The 22,302-nt window shown below is 31.3% G+C and carries 12 protein-coding genes; 9 read left to right on the forward strand and 3 right to left on the reverse strand.

What is annotated here, in order from left to right; genetic code table 11:
- Window positions 1-63: 63 nt before the first annotated feature.
- Together IEW75_RS00760 and IEW75_RS00765 are read right to left on the reverse strand one after the other, a co-directional pair.
- Window positions 64-8,526 carry an Ig-like domain-containing protein gene (locus IEW75_RS00760; RefSeq protein ID WP_134248133.1) on the reverse strand — a complete coding sequence of 2,821 codons (8,463 nt, stop codon included), beginning with the start codon at window positions 8,524-8,526 and terminating at the stop codon, window positions 64-66.
- 251 nt (window positions 8,527-8,777) lie between these two features.
- On the reverse strand, window positions 8,778-10,112 hold the full coding sequence (locus IEW75_RS00765) for a serine hydrolase domain-containing protein (RefSeq protein WP_134248134.1): 1,335 nt from the start codon (window positions 10,110-10,112) through the stop codon (window positions 8,778-8,780).
- 173 nt (window positions 10,113-10,285) lie between these two features.
- Between IEW75_RS00765 and IEW75_RS00770 the strand changes: the two genes are divergently transcribed.
- The 9 genes from IEW75_RS00770 (at window position 10,286) to IEW75_RS00810 (ending at window position 21,019) form a co-directional block, all read left to right on the forward strand.
- The gene (locus tag IEW75_RS00770; protein ID WP_134248135.1) at window positions 10,286-12,664 is read left to right on the forward strand and encodes a TonB-dependent receptor; all 2,379 of its coding nucleotides are present in this window, start codon (window positions 10,286-10,288) and stop codon (window positions 12,662-12,664) included.
- A 58-nt stretch (window positions 12,665-12,722) separates the two neighbouring features.
- Complete coding sequence (locus IEW75_RS00775) at window positions 12,723-13,853, forward strand: PepSY-associated TM helix domain-containing protein (protein ID WP_134248136.1); 1,131 nt, start codon at window positions 12,723-12,725, stop codon at window positions 13,851-13,853.
- Between the two features lie 104 nt (window positions 13,854-13,957).
- Complete coding sequence (locus IEW75_RS00780; RefSeq protein WP_134248137.1) at window positions 13,958-14,569, forward strand: TetR/AcrR family transcriptional regulator; 612 nt, start codon at window positions 13,958-13,960, stop codon at window positions 14,567-14,569.
- Window positions 14,570-14,822: 253 nt separating this feature from the next.
- The gene (locus IEW75_RS00785) at window positions 14,823-16,079 is read left to right on the forward strand and encodes a TolC family protein (protein WP_134248138.1); all 1,257 of its coding nucleotides are present in this window, start codon (window positions 14,823-14,825) and stop codon (window positions 16,077-16,079) included.
- A 2-nt stretch (window positions 16,080-16,081) separates the two neighbouring features.
- A complete protein-coding gene (locus tag IEW75_RS00790) occupies window positions 16,082-16,978 on the forward strand; it encodes an HlyD family secretion protein (RefSeq protein ID WP_134248139.1) in 897 nt (298 codons plus the stop codon).
- A gap of 8 nt (window positions 16,979-16,986) precedes the next feature.
- Complete coding sequence (locus IEW75_RS00795) at window positions 16,987-17,889, forward strand: ABC transporter ATP-binding protein (protein WP_134248140.1); 903 nt, start codon at window positions 16,987-16,989, stop codon at window positions 17,887-17,889.
- Between the two features lie 177 nt (window positions 17,890-18,066).
- Entirely contained in the window at window positions 18,067-18,795 is a 729-nt protein-coding gene (locus tag IEW75_RS00800) for an ABC transporter ATP-binding protein (protein WP_134248141.1), read from the forward strand.
- Window positions 18,792-19,898: an ABC transporter permease gene (locus IEW75_RS00805; protein ID WP_134248142.1), complete on the forward strand. Its 1,107-nt coding sequence runs from the start codon at window positions 18,792-18,794 to the stop codon at window positions 19,896-19,898. The genes IEW75_RS00800 and IEW75_RS00805 overlap by 4 nt, the downstream gene beginning before the upstream one ends.
- Window positions 19,898-21,019, forward strand: coding sequence for an ABC transporter permease (locus tag IEW75_RS00810; protein ID WP_134248143.1), 1,122 nt, complete (start codon window positions 19,898-19,900; stop codon window positions 21,017-21,019). The genes IEW75_RS00805 and IEW75_RS00810 overlap by 1 nt, the downstream gene beginning before the upstream one ends.
- On the opposite strand, the gene IEW75_RS00815 is transcribed toward IEW75_RS00810, so the two are convergent.
- Window positions 21,016-22,014, reverse strand: a complete 999-nt coding sequence (locus IEW75_RS00815) for a metal-dependent hydrolase (RefSeq protein ID WP_134248144.1) — start codon at window positions 22,012-22,014, stop codon at window positions 21,016-21,018. The two genes, IEW75_RS00810 and IEW75_RS00815, sit on opposite strands and share 4 nt — an antisense overlap.
- Window positions 22,015-22,302: the final 288 nt, after the last annotated feature.

Genomic DNA, 22,302 nt, shown 5'->3' on the forward strand with positions numbered 1-22,302 from the left:
ATCTTAAAAAATATTAAAGGAAAGAGCGTTCTTTATTATTCTCTCTTTCCAAAAATTAATGTTTTATTTTCTTAAATATACCCAACCAGTTTGTGGTTTTCTTTCATTGTTATTAAAGTAAATAGTGTAGAAATATGTTCCAGCTGGTAACTGATCACTAGAGAAATTTGCTTTTCCAGAAGAAAAACCATCCCACCATTCTGGTGTTTGATATGGATCTCCATTATGTTTATATTTATAAACTAGATTTCCGTATCTATCTACAATTTCTAAACCAAAGTTTGGATATAATATTTGTAAGAATTCAATCTCAAATAAATCGTTTATTCCATCTCCATTAGGTGAAAATCCTTCAGGAACAGTTAATGGTACAATTGGAGCTGTTGCAATTTGATCCATATCATCTTCAAAGATATCACCATTGTTTGGTGTAGAATCTAAATCAAGTTCATTAACGGCTATTACTTCTGCTATATTTACCCAATCTCCCAGTGGGTTCACATAGGCCGTTATAACTAGAGTCTCAGAACTTCCATTTAATACAGTTCCAACATCCCAAATTCCAGAACCATCATCATAACTTCCTATTGAAGTAGAAGCACTTACAAAGTTGTACCCATTTGGTAACAGATCATTTACTTGAACTCCTGTAGCATCACTTGGTCCATTATTTGTTAGCGTAATTGTAAAATCAACATTAGTTTCAGCATACGGCTGTAAAACACCTGTTGTGCTTACAGTGCCTAAATTTGGATCTGACAATTCCACCTCTTTGGTTAATTCCAAATCAGCAACTTTAATAGGGTCTGTTGCAATGCAACTTGTATTGTTCGACAAGTCAGTATCCGTTTGATGCATTTCAGTAATTGTTGCACAGTTTAAATAATCTCCTGTAGCATTTATAATTGCATCAATTACTAATACTTCTGTTTCACCATCTACTATTGTACCAACCATCCATTTTCCACTATCATCATCATAAGCACCTCTTGTAGAACTATAATTTAAGAATGTATAACCTGTTGGTAATAAATCTGTAACAACTACTTCTGTGCCTTCAATAATACCATCGTTAATCAATCTAATTTCAAATGAAACTTCTGTTCCAACCATAGGTGTTAAATTATTAGCGATTATTGTTTTTTCAACTTTTAAATCGAGTTCTTGATATGGAGGAGCAGATGCACAGTCATAATCATCTTCACTTGAATTTGCATTACCTGGAGTAGAATCTATATCTAATTCATTGGCAGCAGTAATCTCCGCGCAATTAATATAATCTCCACTATCCATTACAATTACATCAACAAGTAATACTGCTGTATTTCCAATTTCAATAAAACCTATATTCCATAATCCAGTTATTGGATTGTAAGTCCCTATTGAAGAGCTATAATTAACAAAATCATATCCTGATGGAATTAAGTCTTTAACTTGAACTCCTGTAGCTTCAGTTGGCCCATCATTATTAACTCTAATTTCAAAGGTAATTATATCTCCAACTTCTGGGTCAACAACATCATTTACCACTGATTTAGTTAAACTTAAATCAATATAAGCCGTAGGCACAATAGAAACAGTCCCTACATTATTTGTAGTATCTGAATCTGATTGATCTGCAGTTACTACACTTGTAGTATTGGTTATTGTTTGTCCTAAAGTTCCATCATCAACTGTTGCTGTAATATTCAACATTGCTGTTGCTCCATTTGCTAAATTTCCAATAGACCATAATCCAGAACCGTAATTATAAGTTCCTTCAGCAGCTGAATGACTTACGAAAGTAACTCCTACAGGTAAATTATCGATTAAGCTTACATTAGTTGCTATACTAGGTCCATTATTCGTCACTGCAATTGTATAAATAATGGTATCTCCTTCATTTGGAGTTGCATTACTTACAGTTTTTACAGTAACTAAATCTGAACTTGTTACTACGATTGTTTCTCTATCATCATCTTCTGTTAAGTTTGAATCTACTTGGTCTTGTGTATTTGACACTATGTTTGTTAATGTCATACCTCCTTGATCCATTCCTACAACAGCTTCTATAACTATTGTTTCAAACTCTCCGGATTCTAATAAATCAACTTGCCAATTTGGTGCTGTCCATATACCATCACTTGGCATAACATTAGCATATGTTAAGCCTGCTGGTAAAGTATCAGTTACTACTAAATTAGTAACTTTTGATGGTCCATTATTAGTAACAGTTATTGTGTATGTTACTATGTCTCCAACATTTGGTTTGGCATTGTCTACTACTTTCGTTAAAACTATGTCTGCAAAATTCTCTACACCTATAGTAGCTTCTAATATATCACCATCTGTTGTTGGGTCTGACTGATCTCCTGTGGCTGCACTTGTACTATTTGTAATTGTTGTACCTGATGTATCTACATCAACTAGTGCTGTTATATTCAACGTTGCTGTTGTCCCATCTAAAATGTTTCCAATTGTCCAAATTCCTGAACCACTATTATATGCGCCTGACTGATCATCACTAACATAAGTAACTCCTTGGGGTAATAAGTCGGTTAAACTTACTCCTGTAGCATCACTTCCTGAATTTGTAACTGCAATTGTATAAACAATGATATCTCCTTCATTTGGTGTAGCATTGCTTACTGTTTTTACCGTTACTAAATCTGAACTTGTTACTACAATTATCTCTGAAGCATCATCTGGTGTTGAATTACTATCAACCTGATCTTGAGAATTAGATGCTACATTGATTAATGTAGCTCCTCCTTGATCCATCCCTACAACAGCTTCTATAACTATTGTTTCTTCTTCTCCTGATTCCAAAATACCAACACTCCAGTTTGGTGCTGCCCAAGTACCATCACTCGGTGATACAATACCATAAGTTAATCCACTTGGCAATACATCTGTTACTACCAAACTTGTAACTTTTGCAGGTCCGTAGTTAGTTACTGTTACGGTATAGGTTACCGTATCTCCTACATTTGGATTGTTATTATCCACAACCATAGTTAATACAATATCTGCAACATTGTTAACCGTAATAGCCTCAACTAAATCATCGCCTACTGTTGTTGGATCTGATTGATCTCCTGTTGCTGCTGTGGTTGTATTAGTTATTAAATCATTACTAGTATTTGCATCAACAGTAGAATCAATAGTTATTGTTGCGTTTCCAGGGAAGGCAATATCTCCAACAGTCCAGATTCCTGAACCTGGATTATAAACCCCTTGAGATGGTATATTGCCTGTGTAAGTTACACCATTTGGCAATAAATCTGTTAAACTAACATTTGATGCTGCATTAGGACCATTGTTAGTTACCGTTAATGTATAAGTAATTGTTTGTCCTTCGTCTGGCGTTGAATTACTTACTGTTTTTGTAGTAATCAAATTAGAAGTTCCAGCCAAAACTGTTACAAATACTGTTGCTGTAGTACAGCTTGCAGTTGCTACATCATCATCACATAAAGTGTATGTAAATGAATCTACTCCTATGAATCCAAATGGTGGCGTGTAATTAAATGTACCGCCTCCATTATCTGTAATAGTTCCTCCTTTGGCACTAGTTACATCAAAACTTGTTATTGTTGCATTATCCACAACCGTATCGTTTGTTAAAACATTACCTGTAGTTACAACAGTATTTAAAATTGTTATTGCTGAATCATTATTTGCAAATGGGTTTCCTTCATCTAAAACTGTTATAAAAACAGTTGCTTTATCACACGTTGGAATTGCGTCATCATCACAAATAGTATATGTGAACGTATCTAATCCCGCAAATCCTGCTGCTGGAATATAATCAAATGTACCATCTCCATTATCTGTCACTGTTCCTATTGTTCCTGTAACATCTAAACTTCCTGCTGAATACGCCGCATTATCTACTAAATTATCATTCGCTAAAACATTAATAATAGTTGCTACGGTTGTATCTTCATTAATAATTACTGAATCGTCTACTGCAATTGGATTTCCTGAATCAACAACAATAATAGTTACTGTAGCTGTATCACATGTTGGAGTTGCGTCGTCATCACAAATAGTATATGTAAATGTATCTGTTCCTGAAAAACCTACGGCTGGTGTATACTCAAACTCACCACTAGTTCCATTATAAATAACTGTAGCTCCGTTTCCACTTGAATATACTAAACTACCTGTATTATAAATTGCATTATCTGCTAAATTATCATTCGCTAATGCATCAATACTTGTTATCGAAACTGTACCCTCTGCAATTAAAATTGAATCGTCTACTGCAATTGGATTTCCTGAATCAACAACAATAATAGTTACTGTAGCTGTATCACATGTTGGAGTTCCGTCATCATCACAAATAGTATACGTAAAAGTATCTATTCCTGAAAAACCTACGGCTGGAATATATCCAAATGTACCATCATTATTATCTGTTACTGTTCCTGTTGTTCCTGTAACATCTAGACTTCCTGCTGAATAAGTCGCATTGTCTGCTAAGTTATCATTCCCAATAGCATTAATTAATGTTGAAGTTGTAGTACCTTCTAGTATTGAAATTTCATCGTTAACAGCGATTGGATTTCCCGTATCAGCAACTGTTATAGTTACTGTTGCTGTATCACAAGAGGCCGTTGGTGAATCATCATCACAAATAGTATATGTAAATGTATCTGTTCCTGAAAAACCTACTGCAGGTGTATACTCAAACTCACCACTAGTTCCATTATAAATAACTGTAACTCCGTTTCCACTTGAATACACTAAACTACCTGTATTGTAAGTTGCATTATCTGCTAAAGTATCATTAGCTAATGCATCAATACTTGTTGCCAAAACTGTACCCTCTGCAATTAAAACTGAATCGTCTACTGCAATTGGATTTCCTGAATCAACAACGATAATAGTTACTGTAGCTGTATCACAGGTTGGAGTTGCGTCATCATCACAAATAGTATATATAAAGGTATCTATTCCTGAAAAACCTACGGCTGGAATATATCCAAATGTACCATCATTATTATCTGTTACTGTTCCTGTAGTCCCTGTAACATTTAGACTTCCTAATGAATAAGTCGCATTGTCTGCTAAGTTATCATTCCCAATAGCATTAATTAATGTTGAAGTTGTAATACCTTCTGGTATTGAAACCGCATCGTTAACAGCGATTGGATTTCCTGTATCAGCAACTGTAATAGTTACTGTTGCTGTATCACAAGAGGCCGTTGGTGAATCATCATCACAAATAGTATATGTAAATGTATCTGTTCCTGAAAAACCTACAGCTGGAATATATCCAAATGTACCATTATCATTATCTGTTATTGTTGCTCCATTTCCACTTGAATACACTAAACTTCCTATTAAATAGTTGGTATTGTCTTGAGTGTTATCATTTCCAATAGCATTAATTAAAGTGGATGTTGTTGTACCCTCTGCAATTAAAACTGCATCATTTACTGCAATTGGATTACCTTGATCATTTACAACTACTGTTATTTCTGCCGTTGTACAATTTGTAGGACTTGCTGTTTCACAAATTTGATACACAATTGAATATGTTCCCGCTGTAGCAGCTGCACTTACACTAACTGCACCTGTTGCTGTATCTAAAGTAACTTCAGCACTTGTTGAGCTAACCTCAGTTAAAATAACTGTAGCTGTTGTTGGTGTAACACCTGCTAAATCATCATTTGCAAGTACATTTGATATAACAGTACTAGCAGTACCTTCAATTCCGGAACCATTATCATTTATTGCTGTAATGTTATTTTCTGTAATGGTAAGTAAAGCTGCTGCTGAAAAAACATCTGTATCGCAAATATAAGCTGGAGAATACACCTGTAAACGATATAAATTTCCATCTAATGTACTATTAACAGCTGTAATACCTAATGTTGTAGTAGTTGCTCCACTATAAGTTGTTATATCATCAACAATATCATTCCAAACTCCTGCTCCATCAACTTGCTCTTGCCATTGGTATTGAACAGCTGTTCCGGTACCTGTTGAGCTTGCTGTTGATGTAAAACTTATATTTGCAAATGGTATAGTTGAGATATCAACTGGATCTAATGTTATCACATTAGGTATAATACTTAATTGTAAAAAGTCGGCATCTGTATTTCCAAAAGCACTGTCTAAATTTTCTGGAGCAGTATATGCTGCTGCTGCTACTGTACCATCTGCATTTACTTCACCGTCACCCAAAGTTAATGGATCGCTAGTTCCAAATTGCTCTCCATCACCAGCATCAGCATTGGAAGATGCATAGGCTTCATTCGCATCAGAACAACCATCACCGTCTGAATCTGTATCTAAATGATTTACAATTCCATCTAAATCAAAATCATATGCATCAGGAATAGTATCTCCATTTGTATTTGTATAATCGGTTAGTGAGCCATCACCTGTACCATTATCTATAGCATCGGCATAGTTAAAAATACCATCACCATCTTCATCTCCAAAAGGCGTTAAACCAACTGGATATTCAACTGTATCTAAAATACCGTCGTTATCATCATCTAAGTCTGTTATATTATCAACTCCATCATTATCAAAATCTGCAATTTCTCTAAAATCAACATCTCCTCCTATATTAGTATCAGGAAGTAAGGTAGGATCATTGATAGTTCCATTAGAATCTGTAGCATTTGTTAAATTTGAATCAACAGCATCATCTAATCCGTCAAAATCAACATCTGCATTGGCTAACTTTAAACCTGCTTCTACAGTATCGTAAATTCCGTCGTTATCTGCATCAACATCTAAAAAATCTGGAGATCCAGGATCTGAGGCACTATCAGTATCAATAACTAGTAAACCTATACTAATAGCCGGTGTTATATCTGCATCATTACTATCATAATTGTTATCTAATCCATCATTATCATCATCACTACCACTTGGAGCAACATAACCAATTGTAGTTTGCGCTTCAATATTATCTGGTATTCCATCGTTATCTGAGTCTAAATCAAATGCATCTGGCACACCATCTAGGTCAAAATCAAAATTATCATTTATAGTATCTCCGTTTACATCTACATATCCCGCAATATCAGGATCTCTAAAATTAAAAACACCATCATTATCATCATCTCCTCCTGGATCAATTCCCGAACCATTTGATTCATTTACATCTAAAATACCATCATTATCATCATCAATATCAACACTGTTAGAAATTCCATCATCATCCCAGTCTAAAGGATCTGGTCCTAATTCACATCCAAAACCATCATTTTTACCAGATGGGCTTGCTAATAATACTTTTACAGCAACAGTAGATGCAGGATTAACTACATTAGTAATTTTATAAATATGGCCATTACCATTATTAAAGAAATACAAATTACCATTTCTATCTTGCCATACAGCTCCAAAACCAGAAGATGTAGGCGTTCCTTCTAGGGTATTATCAAAAGTAATTGCTCTATCTACTAATGTATTGTTTGCTAAGTTAATAACCCGTAATGTTGTGTCTGTTACACCATAAATTTCATCACCTATTAAAGAATAATCAGCTGGTCCTTGTGCTCCTGTTATAGCAACCTCATTTACCGCTATTGATACTGGGTAAGAGGAAATATTAGTTACATCAAAACGAATTACTTTATTATTATTTACATAACCAATAAAGTTTCCTTGAGCAAATAACGTATTATTAAAATTTTCAGAATTACCTGTAATATTAATATTTCCAATATGGCTGTAATTAGTTGCAGGGTCATAAACTCTTACAGTTGAACCTCCATCAGATGGCTCACTTGAATATACTAACTGAGTTGCTGCATTATAAGCAGAATTTGGTGCACTATCATCCGTTGCAGTTCCCCCAAGTTCTCCAACCTTCACATACGACTGCTGGAAATTATTATATCTAAAAATATCGGTTTTTCCGGGAGTAGTATTACCTACTGTTTGATATAGTGTATTAATCGGCCCACAAATAATAGACTCTCCTTCTATAACATTAAATGTTACTGTAGCAGTTACCATATCCCCATCGGCATCAGTAATTGTATAATCAATATTAACAGGTCCAAAATACCCAAAAGCTGGTATAAAATCTATTGAATCATCTGTTGGGTCTGTTGCTGTTCCATTATCATTTAAGAATGCTGATCCAGCACCACCAGTATTTAAAGTTATAGCTGTAATACTTCCATTATTTGGACCGTCATTTCCAAAACTATCATTTGATAATACATCTATATTTATTAACCCTGTATTTTCTACAATATCAGCTGGTGTGTCGTTTACCGCTAAAGGAAAAGCATTTACTGAATTAATTTCAGTTATACTTGTTTGATTAGTTCCATCAGGAGCCATATCTTCTCCCCAAGTTAAAAATTTACCATTCCCTAAAGCAATACTTGAGTGGTAAGTTGTAATTACAATATCATCAGGTTTACTATAGACTGGTCCTGTTAATACTGGACAAGCTTGTGCATAAACACTATTAATCCCTATGTTGCTGAAAAACACAAAAGCAATTAATACTATTTTTAAAGAGTTTTTAATACTTCTTTTAGAAATGTAGTTTTTTTCCATATAATTAATTTAAATAAATACTTATGAGAATTTGTTGCAACTTTATACACGCCTTTATGTCTTTATAAGGCGTATCGTTAATTATTTTAACAACTTATTTAAAGTTTAAAACTTTTTGAATGTGGTGACAACAAAATTAATCTTCGGTAAAAATATATTTTTGACTAGTAAAAAACTACTAATCAGACCTTACGTTAACAAATGACTTATTTTGTATAATAAAATTCAAAAACCAACATACAATCAGTATATTATTGAAAGGAAGAAATTACTTCACTTAAAAAAGCATCCACATTAAATTCTGGGTTTTCAGTTAACCCAAAACGCACAATAACTAGATCTTTTGAAGGAATTATAAATACATATTGCCCTTGATATCCGTTGCAAGAAAATAAATCTTTTGGGACATTTGAATACACACCTCCAGCATTTAGCCAAAACTGCGCTCCATATTCACCGTTTGAAGTGTTTGTTGGTGTTTTAGAATAATTCACCCAAGATTTATTTAAAATTTGTTCGCCATTCCAGTTTCCTTCATTTAAATACAAGAGTCCAAATTTTGCCCAATCACGCGCAGTTGCCCAACCATAAGAAGAACCAATATAATTTCCCGTAGCATCGGTTTCAACTATCATTGAACTCATACCGATTTTATCGATTAACTCTGTATACCAAAAATCTAAATACTCTTGATGTGTTTTAAATTGATTTCTAACAAAGCCTGAAAGTAAATTAGTGGTTCCAGAAGAATAATTCCAACTTTCATTTGGTTTGCCTGTTAAAGGTTTGTTAAGTTGAGTTCTGGTCATATCATCTGCTAAAAACAACATTTTTGTAACGTCTGAAATAGTGTTATAATCTTCTACCCATTCCAAACCACTATTCATTTGTAATAAATTATTTAAGGTAATTTTTGAGCGTTCATCGTTTTCCCATTCAGGAAATAAATTTATTTGATTGATATTTATGTTGCCTTGCTTTTCTAAAACACCTAAAACTGCATTTGTTATACTTTTAGTCATAGACCAGCCTAAGAGTTTTGTATCCTTTGAAAATCCTTCAGCATATTTTTCGGCAATAATTTGTCCTTTATAAATAACCACTACTGCACGTGTTCTTTTTAATTGTTCACCATTTTTATCAAAAGCATTGTCAACCGCATTTTGAAGCGCGTCATAATCTAGATTTGAAAAAACAGTATCTTTTTGGGTTGCATCTCCGTAAGGATAGGGCAATTTGTTTTTTAAAAAAGTTCTATTGGGTTTAAACTTTATATTTTCAATATCATTTGGAAGTAATACACAACCTACACCTTCTTTATATATAGCTTTTCTGGCTTTTAAACCAAATATTGTTGACACAACCGATTTTTCTTTTTCATTAATAACGTTTTTAGCTAAATTAATTGGGCTAAATCCGTTGTCACCAGCTTCAATAGACCTCAAATCTCTGTCAGCTTCAAATGTACAAGAACAAACACTTTTAGCTGAAAAACCGGTAATAATGTTTAATCTAGGGTAATTACTAACAGTTATAAATATTATAATTAAGAATAATGGGACTAAAAAATAGGATAGTTTTTTCATTAAAAGTTACTTTTTTTGAACAAATATAATTAATTAACCCACATATTCATCTCGTAACTTTTTGCGTTACAATAAAATAAAAAAACTGATTAAAATCATTCTAAATAGTTTTTTTAAGATATTTTCATTTTATACATTTGCCTTATCTTTAATTAGTCTAAATAAGAATAACAATGTATAAAACTTTATTAGCCCTCGTATTATTAAGCTTACAAACAGCCTATTCACAACAGTCAACTTTTAATGGAACAGTATTAGATAGTGAAAACAATACCATTCCTTATGCTCACATTATTATTGAAAATTTAAATAAAGGAACCTCAGCAAATGAAAAAGGTGAATTTAAAATTTCAAAAATACCAACTGGTTCCTATAACTTTAAAATTAGTGCCATTGGATTTAAAACATTATTTAAGAAAATAACCTTTAATGAAGATGAAAATTTAACTACCAAATTTATTTTAGAAAATGATTCGCAACTAGAATTAGTGGAAGTTTTTGGAAACCGTTTTAAGCATCCGGATAAAATTGAAGCTTTAACTCGACTCCCTTTAGAACCATATGAACAAATTCAAAGTATTTCTGTTATCTCCGATAAGTTAATTAAGAATCAAGGAGCGTTAACCATTTCTGAAACTACCAAAAATGTTCCGGGTGTTTATACTTTTGCCACTTACGGAAATAAAAGAGAAAGTATGTCTTCAAGAGGTTTTAGAGGTATTCCTATTTTAAAAAATGGAGTAAGAGTACATTCTGATTTTAGAGGTGTAGGTGTATTAACAGACATGCAAGGAGTAGACAATATTCAAGTGCTAAAAGGTGCTGCTTCTATAACACAAGGTGTTGCTACAGACTTAGGTAGTCCAGGAGGAGTTATAAATATAGTTACAAAGACTCCTAAATTTGAATTTGGAGGAAATACCTCTCTTAGAGTAGGTAGCTATGGACAAGTTAGACCTACTTTTGATGTGTATGGACCTCTAAATGATGAACAAACATTAGCCTTTAGAATTAATGGTGCTTTAGAAAAATCGGATAATTTTAGAGAAGGAGTTTCTTTTGAGAGTTTTTACATCAACCCATCATTACAATGGAAATTAGACAATAAAACTACCTTTACTTTCGAGTTAGATTACTTTGATGATAGCAGAACTCCAGACGTTGGAACTGTTAATTTGGATGAAACAGACACAAATGCTATTTATAACTTACCTCACAATATATTCTTAGGATTTAAAAATGACAAATCCATTACAAAAAACACCACTTATGCCGTAAGGTTTAATAGAGCTTTAAACAGCGAATTAACTTTAAAAGGTGCTTATTACAAATCTAACTTAGATTTAGATGATAAGGGCGCAAGTTTAGGAAGCGCAGTAATTGAAAATGACGAACCTATATATAACTTAAGAAACAGAGGTTACAATATTTCAACTAGAAGTGATAATAATAGCGTAATTCAATTTGATTTAATAGGTAAGGATATAGAAACAGGAAATATTAAACATACATTCCAAGTTGGGTTTGATTATAGAACAACCGACTACAAAACCTTTAGCCAATCTGCAAATAATATTGATATAATAAATGTATTTGAAGAAAACAGTAATACACTGCCAAATACAATTACATTTAAAAATCCTCAAACAGGAGAAGCAAAATCAAAATCTTTAGGCTTTGTAGCTCAAGATGTTATTTATTTTAACAATTGGTTAAAAACATTTTTAGGATTTAGATATAGCACTACCGAAACCATTAATACTACCAAAGATAATACAAGTAAAGCATTTAACCCTTTAGGAGGTTTTATAATTTCCCCAACAGAAAACATCAATCTTTTTGCTTCATATACTAATAGTTCATACCCAAGATCGGCTTCTAGATTAAGTGAAGACGGAAAAGAATTAGGTAATGAACGATACGATCAATTAGAAGCTGGTATTAAAACCAATTGGTTAAACAACCGTTTACGCTTTAATCTTACACTGTTTAAAATAAACAATAAAGACATAAACCTTCCGGTTTATGATGAAAATTGGATAGCCACTGGATTTTATAAAAAAGGTGGTAATGATCAACGTCAAGGAATTGAAGTTGAATTAACAGGTAGAATTATGGAAAATCTAGAAGTAATTACTGGCTACTCTTATATAGATGCCCAATACAAAGAACATACTTCTTACGTTTATGGATCTGCTCCTCTTAACACTCCTAAGCATACAGCTAACTTATATTTAAACTACTATTTTAAAGAACATTTAGATGGATTATCTATAGGTGCTGGAGCATATTATACAGGAGAAAGGCCAATTAATGATTGGTCATCAGGAGCTGTAACTCATGAAGGGATGGTTCCAAATCTTAAGCCCTTTAATGTAGCTGCCTATACTTTAGTAAATTTTCAACTAGGTTATAAAATTAATGAACAATGGGGGTTCCGCTTTTTAGCTAATAATATTCTTGATGAAATTGGATACAATGCATATAGAACTAGGTACATCAACCAAACAAATCCTAGACAATTTTCAGGTGTAATTACATATTCTTTTTAAAAGTAAATTAAAAACAAGGGTGTAATGAGCTAGCTACACCTTTTTTAAAAAAAAATCTATGAATACAAAAAAGAAATTTAGTTTTAGAAAATTTACAAACGACATTCATTTATGGCTAGGTTTACTAAGTGGAATCATTTTATTTTTAGTTTGTTTAAGTGGAAGCATTTTAACCTTTGAAGATGAAATAAAAAATATATTTGCAAAAAAAACTCACATAGAGCCTAGCTCAAATAATATTGATATTGATGAATTAACAGCAACAATAAAATCAAAAAATAAAGGTTTTATAACTGGATTAACAATACCTGATGAACTTGAAAAACCTTATGTATTCACAATAAAAAAAGATCTAAAAGAAAGGCGAGGTTCTACTATTTTAGTCAACCCTTATACTCAACAAATTATAAAACTGGAAAAAAACCCAGCTGATAACTTTTTAATGACAATGTTTAAGCTACACCGCTGGTTGTTGCTAGACGTAAAAATAGGGAGACCAATTGTTGGTATTGCAACTATTATTTTTTTAATCCTATCTGTCTCAGGAATTATTTTGTGGTTTCCTAAAAAAATAAAATGGAAAAAAATTAAAACTGGGTTTAAAATAAAAACAACATCTAATTGGAAGAGAATTAATTACGACTTACATAACACCTTAGGTTTTTATGCTTGTATTATAATTGTAATTATGAGTTTAACCGGACTTGCTTGGTCTTTTGAAAGTTATAGAAATGGGTTGGGAGAAGTATTAAATGCACCCGTATTTGGAAATAGAAGCACAACCTATAAAACTACTGAAAATAGCAATTCTAAAGAAATCACATTAAAAAATGCACTTAATATTGTAAATAATGAATTTGATTATAGTGGCAAACTTTCAATTTCATTTCCAAATCAAAAAAATAAATACTTTCAATTTAGAAAATATGATAGTAATAGTTGGTCACCCGAAACCAATGATAAATTAATTGTTGATGTCTATGGCAATGTTTTACATACAGATTATTTCAAGGAAAAACCACTTAATGTTCAAATAGCCGCACTTATAAAACCATTACATACGGGAAAAATTTTTGGAACATTTTCAAAAATAATTTACTTTTTAGCTTGTTTAATTGCTACTAGTTTACCAGTAACCGGAACAATAATTTGGCTCAATAAAATGAAAAAGAAAAAAGGTAAAAACTAAATTTAATAAGCACCTAAATCCTTCAATTTTATTGAAGGATTTTTTTATTAAAATATTTTTTTTACATTTGTTAACCATTTAGTTAAACTAATTAGTTAATTTTAATGAAAAAAGAAAAAAACATAACAACAGAATCTACTATTTTAAATGCCGCCAAAAATATATTTCAACGTAAAGGAATGGATGGCGCACGCATGCAAGAAATTGCAGACGAAGCAGGTATAAACAAAGCTTTGCTTCATTATTATTACAGAAGTAAACAATTACTTTTTGAGGCTGTTTTTAAAAATGCATTTTTATTACTTGCTCCTCAATTAAACAAAATATTAAATAGCGAGGACTCTTTAAATATCAAGATTAAAGATTTTACAAAAAACTATATTTCATTTATTATTAAACACCCCTATTTACCTAATTTTATAATAAATGAACTAAACAGAAGTCCTGAATTTGTTCAAAAATTAATTTCTGAAAAACACTTCCCCAATATTCAGAAATTTAAAGACCAAATAACGGAAAATGTAGAGAACGGTAAAATCTTACCCATTAAACCTGAACATCTTTTTATAAATATTATGGCACTAAATATCTTTCCATTTATTGCATCACCTTTATTAAAAGGATTTTTAAAAGTTAACGATGAAAATTACAAGCAATTAATGGAAGAAAGAGCCACTGAAGTATCAAATTTTATTATTAATGCAATTAAAAGTTAAAAGGTTCATGGGTTTAATTGTTGAAAAGTTGAAATATGAGACGGCTGAGCGAGGTCGAAACCAATATTGTTGAATTATGGTTCAATTGCTAAAATATTCATTAAAAAAGTTTGTCATGCCTAAGGAGGCAGGTATCCAAAAAGGATAAATATGAGTATAAATTTTATAATTTTTTAACCACAAAGGCACGTAAATATTAAAACAAAATAGTATAGATTCCTACTTTCACAGGAATGTCAAAAAATATGAAAAAATGAAAAAAATACACTATTTACTATTCCTTTTGCTTTCTACCTCAATGTTTTCCCAAGAAAAATTGAGCTTAGAAACTTGTTATTCTTTATTGAATAAAAATTATCCGTTGGCAAAACAGTCGGATATATTGGCCAAACAAAACGAACTTGATTTAGCAGCAATTTCCAATATAAAATTACCAACATTGGAATTAGGTGCACAAACCACTTACCAGTCAGATGTAACACAAATGCCAATCTCCATTCCAAATACAACTGTTGAATCTCCCAATAAAGACCAATACAAAGCAACGCTTTCTGTAAATCAACTTATTTACAAAGGAGGTTTCATTGATGCAACTGCAAAAGTAAGTCAAGCCTCTTTAAAAACGCAACAAAAACAAGTTGAAGTAACTTTATACCAACTTAAAAAACAAGTAAACACATACTTTTTTTTAGTTGTACTTTTTAACGAAAAAATGGAATTATTACGCGCTAAAAAAACAATGCTAGAAGCTAAATTAAATGAAGTAAAAGCAGGAATTAAATTTGGAGCATTATTACCAACTTCTGACTATGTTATTGAAGCTGAGGTTTTAAAAATTAAACAACAATTAGAAGCGCTTTCTTTAAATAAAAGTAGTTTAATTAAATCTTTAGCACAACTTATTGGAACTCCTATTTCAACACATACTGAGTTTGAAAATCCCACTATTACAACCGATTTTAATACGGATTTAGAACGACCTGAATTAGCACTTTTTCAACTTCAAAAGGAGCAAATTGAAACTTCAGAAAAGTTGCTTTCCAAACAAAACTCACCTAATATAATTGGTTTTGCAACAGGAGGTTACGGAAATCCCGGCTTAAATATGCTCGATAATTCTTTTCAAACTTTTTACCAAGTTGGTGTTAAATTAAATTGGAATATTTTTGATTGGAATGCTAATAAAAAACAACGGGAATCTTTATTAATTAATAAAGAAATTGTTGAAAATCAAGAAGCAGTTTTTCAGCTAAACACAGCTATTGAATTGCAACAAAAACAAACTGAAATTAACAAACTTTCAAACCTAATTAATTCAGATTTAAAAATTATTGAACTTAGAAAAAAAATACTTAAATCTGCCGAATCACAACTTAAAAACGGTGTTATTACTTCAGCTGCATATATTACAGAAGTAACCAATTTGTTTGAAGCAGAAAATAACTTACAAACACATAAAATTGAAATGCTTTTAGAAAAAGCAAATTACAACACTATAAAAGGAAATTAATTATGAAAATTAACAGTAAAATAATTGTATTAGCCCTTCTAGTAAGTGGTTTAATTTCTTGCAATACTAATGAAAAAGCAGATGGTTACGGAAATTTTGAAACTACAGAAATTACCGTTTCAGCAGAAAATAATGGCAAACTGTTGCAATTTGAATTAGTGGAAGGGGCACTTCTAAAAAAAGAAGCTTTTGTTGGTTATATAGATACTATTCCGTTGACTTTAAAAAAGGATCAATTGCAAATTTCAAAAGAAATTGTGTATTCTAAATCTAAAGGCGTTTTATCACAAATAAGTGTGTTAAAAGCCGAATTAAAGACAGCGCAGATTTCAAAAAAAAGAATTGAAAACCTACTAAAAGAAAATGCAGGAACACAGCAACAATTAGATGCTATAAATGGTAAAATAGATGTACTAAATCAGCAAATTAGAAGTATTAAAATCCAAAATGCGTCTGTTGTAAATGAGCTAAAAAGTATAGATATTCAATTATTACAATTAGAAGATCAACTACAAAAAAACATTATTATAAATCCGGTTTCAGGAACAGTTTTGGCAAAATATGCCGAGCCTAATGAAATTGTTTCTTTTGGAAAACCTCTCTATAAGATTGCCGATTTAACAACTATGCAATTGCGTGTTTATGTAAGCGAAACCCAATTGGCAACTATTAAAATCGGACAAAAAGTAACCATTAAAATTGACAGCACTAACACTATGAAAAACTATACAGGAACTATTTCTTGGATAGCTTCGGAAGCTGAATTTACACCAAAAATAATTCAAACAAAAGAAGAACGTGTTAACCTAGTATATGCAGTAAAAATTGATGTAAAAAACGATGATAGTTTAAAAATTGGAATGCCAGCAGAATTGTGGCTTAATCCATCAGAAAATTAACATAAGAAATGAGTATTTCTGTAAATAATATTAGCAAATCATTTAAAGGTAAAACTGCTTTAAAAAACATTTCTTTTGAAGTTAAGAAAGGGGAATTATTCGGTTTAATTGGCCCAGATGGTGCAGGAAAAACAACGTTGTTTAGAATTTTAACAACGCTTTTAATTCCTAATCATGGCGAAGCAACAGTTGTTGATTTTGACATTATAAAGGATTACAAAAGTATTCGAAATAATGTGGGTTATATGCCAGGACGCTTTTCTTTATATCAGGATTTAACTGTGAAAGAAAATTTGGAGTTTTTTGCTACTATTTTTGGAACTACTATTGAGAAAAACTACGATTTAATAAAAGATATTTACGTTCAAATTGAACCTTTTAAAGATAGACGAGCTGGAAAATTATCTGGTGGAATGAAACAAAAACTTGCCCTGTGCTGTGCGTTAATTCATAAGCCAAAAGTGCTATTTTTAGATGAGCCAACTACTGGTGTGGATCCCGTTTCCAGAAAAGAATTTTGGGAGATGTTAAAGCGTTTGCAAAACAAAGGAATTACCATGTTGGTTTCTACACCGTATATGGATGAAGCCGCTATATGTGACAGGATTGCCCTAATACAAGATGGTGAAATGTTAGAAATAGACACACCAAAAAAAATTGTAAAACACTACTCTAAAACTATTTACAATGTAAAAGCGAACAATATGTATCAACTTATTAAAAGTTTAAAAAGCTATCAACATAATTATAGCGTATACCCATTTGGTGAATTTGTACATTATACCGATACCAGAACTGATTTTAGTCCAATTGATTTACAACATTACTTAACGTCTAAAAACCTGAAAAATATAAGCATTGAAATAACACAAGCTACCATTGAAGATACTTTTATGGAATTGGCAAAATAGGCAGTGAACAGTTAACGAAAATAGAGAATATAGAAAGATATATGTCATCATGCGCAGGCAGGAATCTATTTTCAAAACGTATGGATTTCTGTTTTCACAGGAAGGACAAGATTTAAGCAAAAAGTTCTCGATACTTCGGCTAAATCCTCAACTCGAACTGACTAAAAGAAATAAACAATGAAAGAAGAAACCGCAATACACGTTAAAAATCTCACCAAAAAATTTGGTGCCTTTACCGCTGTAAATACCATTTCTTTTAAAGTGAAAAAGGGTGAAATTTTTGGTTTTTTAGGGGCCAATGGAGCAGGAAAAACAACTGCAATGAAAATGCTGATTGGTATTTCAACACCAACTTCGGGAGAAGCTACTGTTGCAGGGTTTAATGTAAATACTCAACCTGAAAGTATCAAAAAAAACATTGGCTATATGAGTCAGAAATTTGCTTTGTATGATGATTTAACGGTTAAAGAAAATATCACTTTTTTTGGTGGAATTTATGGTTTAACTCGTAAACAAATCAAAGATAAAAGAAGCCAATTAGTTGAGGAATTAGGGTTGCAAAAAATTGTAAATGAACTAGTAAGCTCGTTGCCTTTGGGCTGGAAACAAAAAATAGCTTTTTCAGTAGCATTACTACACAATCCTAAGATTGTCTTTTTAGATGAACCAACCGGAGGGGTCGATCCAATTACTAGAAGGCAATTTTGGGAAATGATTTACAAAACAGCCAACCAAGGAACCACCGTTTTTGTAACCACACATTATATGGACGAAGCCGAATATTGTGACAGCGTTTCTATAATGGTAAATGGCAAAATAGAAGCTTTGGATACACCAAAAAAATTAAAGGAACAGTTTAAAGCCTCAACTATGAACGATGTATTTTTAAAATTAGCTAGAGGATGAAGCGATTTATAGGATTTATAAAAAAGGAGTTTTACCATATTTTTAGAGATAAACGCTCGTTGTTTATACTTTTTGGTATGCCAATCGCTCAAATTATGTTATTTGGTTTTGCTATTACTAATGAAATTAACAATGTTAATATTGCAATTTTAGATCATTCAAAAGATGCAACAACTCAAGAGATTATTCATAAAATAGAATCCTCTAAGTATTTCACTATTACAGCATCTATTTTAAATGAAACCGAAATTGAAACAGCTTTTAAAAAAGGGCATGTGAAAGCGGTACTTATTTTCGAAAAAGATTTTAGTAAAAACTTAGGTAAAGAAAACAATGCTACAGTTCAGGTTATTGCTGATGCAACTGATCCAAATACGGCAAATACAATCAGCAATTACGTTACTGCTATTTTACAAAAATATCAACAGAAAATTAATGTAGCTGTAAAAACTCCTTATCAAATATTACCAAAAACACGTATGGCTTTTAACCCTGAGCTTAAAAGTGTTTTCATGTTTGTTCCTGGAGTGATGACCATTATTTTAATGTTGGTTTCAGCAATGATGACTTCAATTTCTATAACTCGTGAAAAAGAATTAGGTACTATGGAAATTTTACTAGTTTCACCTCTAAAGCCATTTCAAGTAATAATTGGTAAGGTTGTTCCATATATTTTTCTATCTATTATAAATGCCATTATAATTGTATTGCTGGGAATATTAGTTTTTAATATGCCTGTTCAAGGAAGTTATTTTTTATTGGCTGCTGAAAGTGTATTATTTATTATAACTTCACTTTCATTAGGTATCTTAATTTCTACAGTTTCAGCATCGCAACAAACCGCTATGATGATTTCGTTAATGGCCTTAATGTTACCAACAATATTACTTTCAGGGTTTATTTTTCCTATATCAAGTATGCCACTTCCGCTTCAAATTATTAGCAATATTGTACCTGCAAAATGGTTTATTATCATTCTAAAAGGAATTATGTTAAAAGGTGTAGGATTACAATTTATATGGAAATCCACATTAATTTTAGTTGGTATGACCCTGTTTTTTATAGGTTTAAGTGTGAAAAAATATAAAATACGATTAGAATAATGAAAACCATATTATTTATCATTCAAAAAGAGTTCAAACAAATCTTTAGAAATAAAGGAATGTTGCCTATTATTTTTGTGTTACCAATTTTACAACTCGTTATTCTATCTAATGCAGCTACTTTTGAAATAAAAAATATTAAATTTTCATATGTTGATAATAATAAAACTTCATTTTCAAGAGCATTAATTCAAAAGTTTGATGCATCTACCTATTTTAATGTTTTAACCGATTTCCCTTCAACTAAATTAGCGACTGCCGCAATGTTAAATGGTGAAGTTGACGTTATTCTAGAAATTCCTGAAAACTTTGAGCAAAATTTAGTAAAAAACCAATTAACCGATTTATCTTTAATAATCAATGCAATTGATGGTGCTGCAGCTGGTGTTGAAAATGTATATATCAATCAAATTATAAAAGATTTCAATAAAAATGCACAAGCAAATTTAAAACAGCATTCCGTTCAAATCAACAAGCCAGTATACATAAATAGTATTCCTTCTTTTTGGTATAATAAAACGTTGAATTATAAAACCTTTATGGTGCCTGGAATTTTGGTTTTATTAGTTACTATGATTACGCTGTTCTTATCTGGAATGAATATTGTTCGTGAAAAAGAAATTGGAACTTTAGAGCAAATAAATGTAACTCCTATAAAAAAGCACCAGTTCATAATTGGTAAATTATTCCCCTTCTGGATTATTGGATTTGGTTTATTAACTATTGGATTAATAATTGCAAAACTACTTTTTAATGTGCCAATAGTTGGTAGTATTTTATTACTTTATTTATTTACTTCAATTTACTTATTAGTAATTTTAGGTATCGGTTTTTTTATATCCAATTTTACCGACACACAACAACAAGCAATGTTTATTTCGTGGTTTTTTACGGTAATTTTTATTTTAATGAGTGGTCTGTTTACACCCATAGAAAGTATGCCAATATGGGCACAATACATTACAGAATTTAATCCAATTAAATATTTTGTTGAAGTTATGAGAATGGTGATGTTAAAAGGTTCAAACTTCACCGACATTCTTCCCCAATTTACAAAAACATTGGCTTATGCAATTATTATGAATGGTTTGGCGGTTTGGAGCTATAAAAAAACAAATTAGTTTCCCTTTAAACGAATCCATAAATCTAACAGTAACTTTTTACCATCACGTCCAATTTTCGGTTCTTCTGTAAATGTTAATTTTCCTAAATTATCAACTTCTATTTTATATTTAAAAACAAAATTTTCAGCTTTTGGCTCTAAACTTAAAAGTCCAAAACGCAAATCGTTAAAATACAGATTTCCATCATCTTGAGATATAATATACCAACCTTCAGAAATTGAAATCATACGTTTTACTTTTTTATTTTCAACAAGATTTCCTAATAAATGATGATTTTTAGGATAACTTTCAAAAGTTATAGGTTTGGTATCAAAAAATGAATAGTTAGCTAATAAATACGAATCTTCAGTTGCTACATTAGCACTCCAAAGTGTAGTGTTTAAAGGTGAAGGTCTTGTATCTAATTGTATATAATTTATCTGTTGTTCTTCCAAAGCAGATTCAAATTGGTTAAAAGCTATCCACTTTAATAGAAATGTAAGTGCTAAATAGGCAGAACTTATTATTAAACCAGCATTATTATAGAATCTTCTTTTTTTTGATGTTCGATTTTGAAACATCGCTAAAATTAAAAACACTAAAAAAGGTACTGTATACAAAGGATCGATAACAAAAATGGTTTTAAAAGCTAATCGCAAATCTAAAGGCCAAAATAATTGTGTTCCCCAAGTGGTGAATGAATCTAGAATGGAATGTGTAAAAAATACCCAAAAGAACAGCCAGAACCAACCCTTAATATTTTTATAAATCTCATATTTGGAAACAATCCAACCAAAAATAAAAGCAAAAAGTACTGCAAATACAATAGAGTGTGTAAATCCGCGATGTATAGAAATTGCCGTTACAGTATCTGTAAAGTAAGAAGAAATAATATCTAAATCAGGAATAGTACCAGCAATACCACCATAAAGCATCGCTTTATTTCCAACTTTTTTACCTAAAACAGCCTCTCCAACGGCAGCTCCTAATACTATTTGAGTTAATGAATCCATAAAGTGTGCAAAAGTAAGACTTGTAATTCACACAACATAAAATACTTTCTTTAAAGTTCACCAATGAATTATAAAAACCTTTCACAATTTTTTTTTATATTTATAACAGAGATCGCATAAAGGAGATGCCTGCAAAACATAAGTCTATAAAAGATTTAAAAATTTGATCGGATTGCAAAATCAAACTTTTTATCAAAATCGTTTGGTTGTATTATAGAAATCGAAATGACAATTTTAATACGTTTACGAATTGAGATTTAGTAATTTTTTAAGAAAAGAATTTAATTA

This window comes from Lutibacter litoralis (assembly GCF_014646675.1).
Taxonomy (GTDB): domain Bacteria; phylum Bacteroidota; class Bacteroidia; order Flavobacteriales; family Flavobacteriaceae; genus Lutibacter; species Lutibacter litoralis.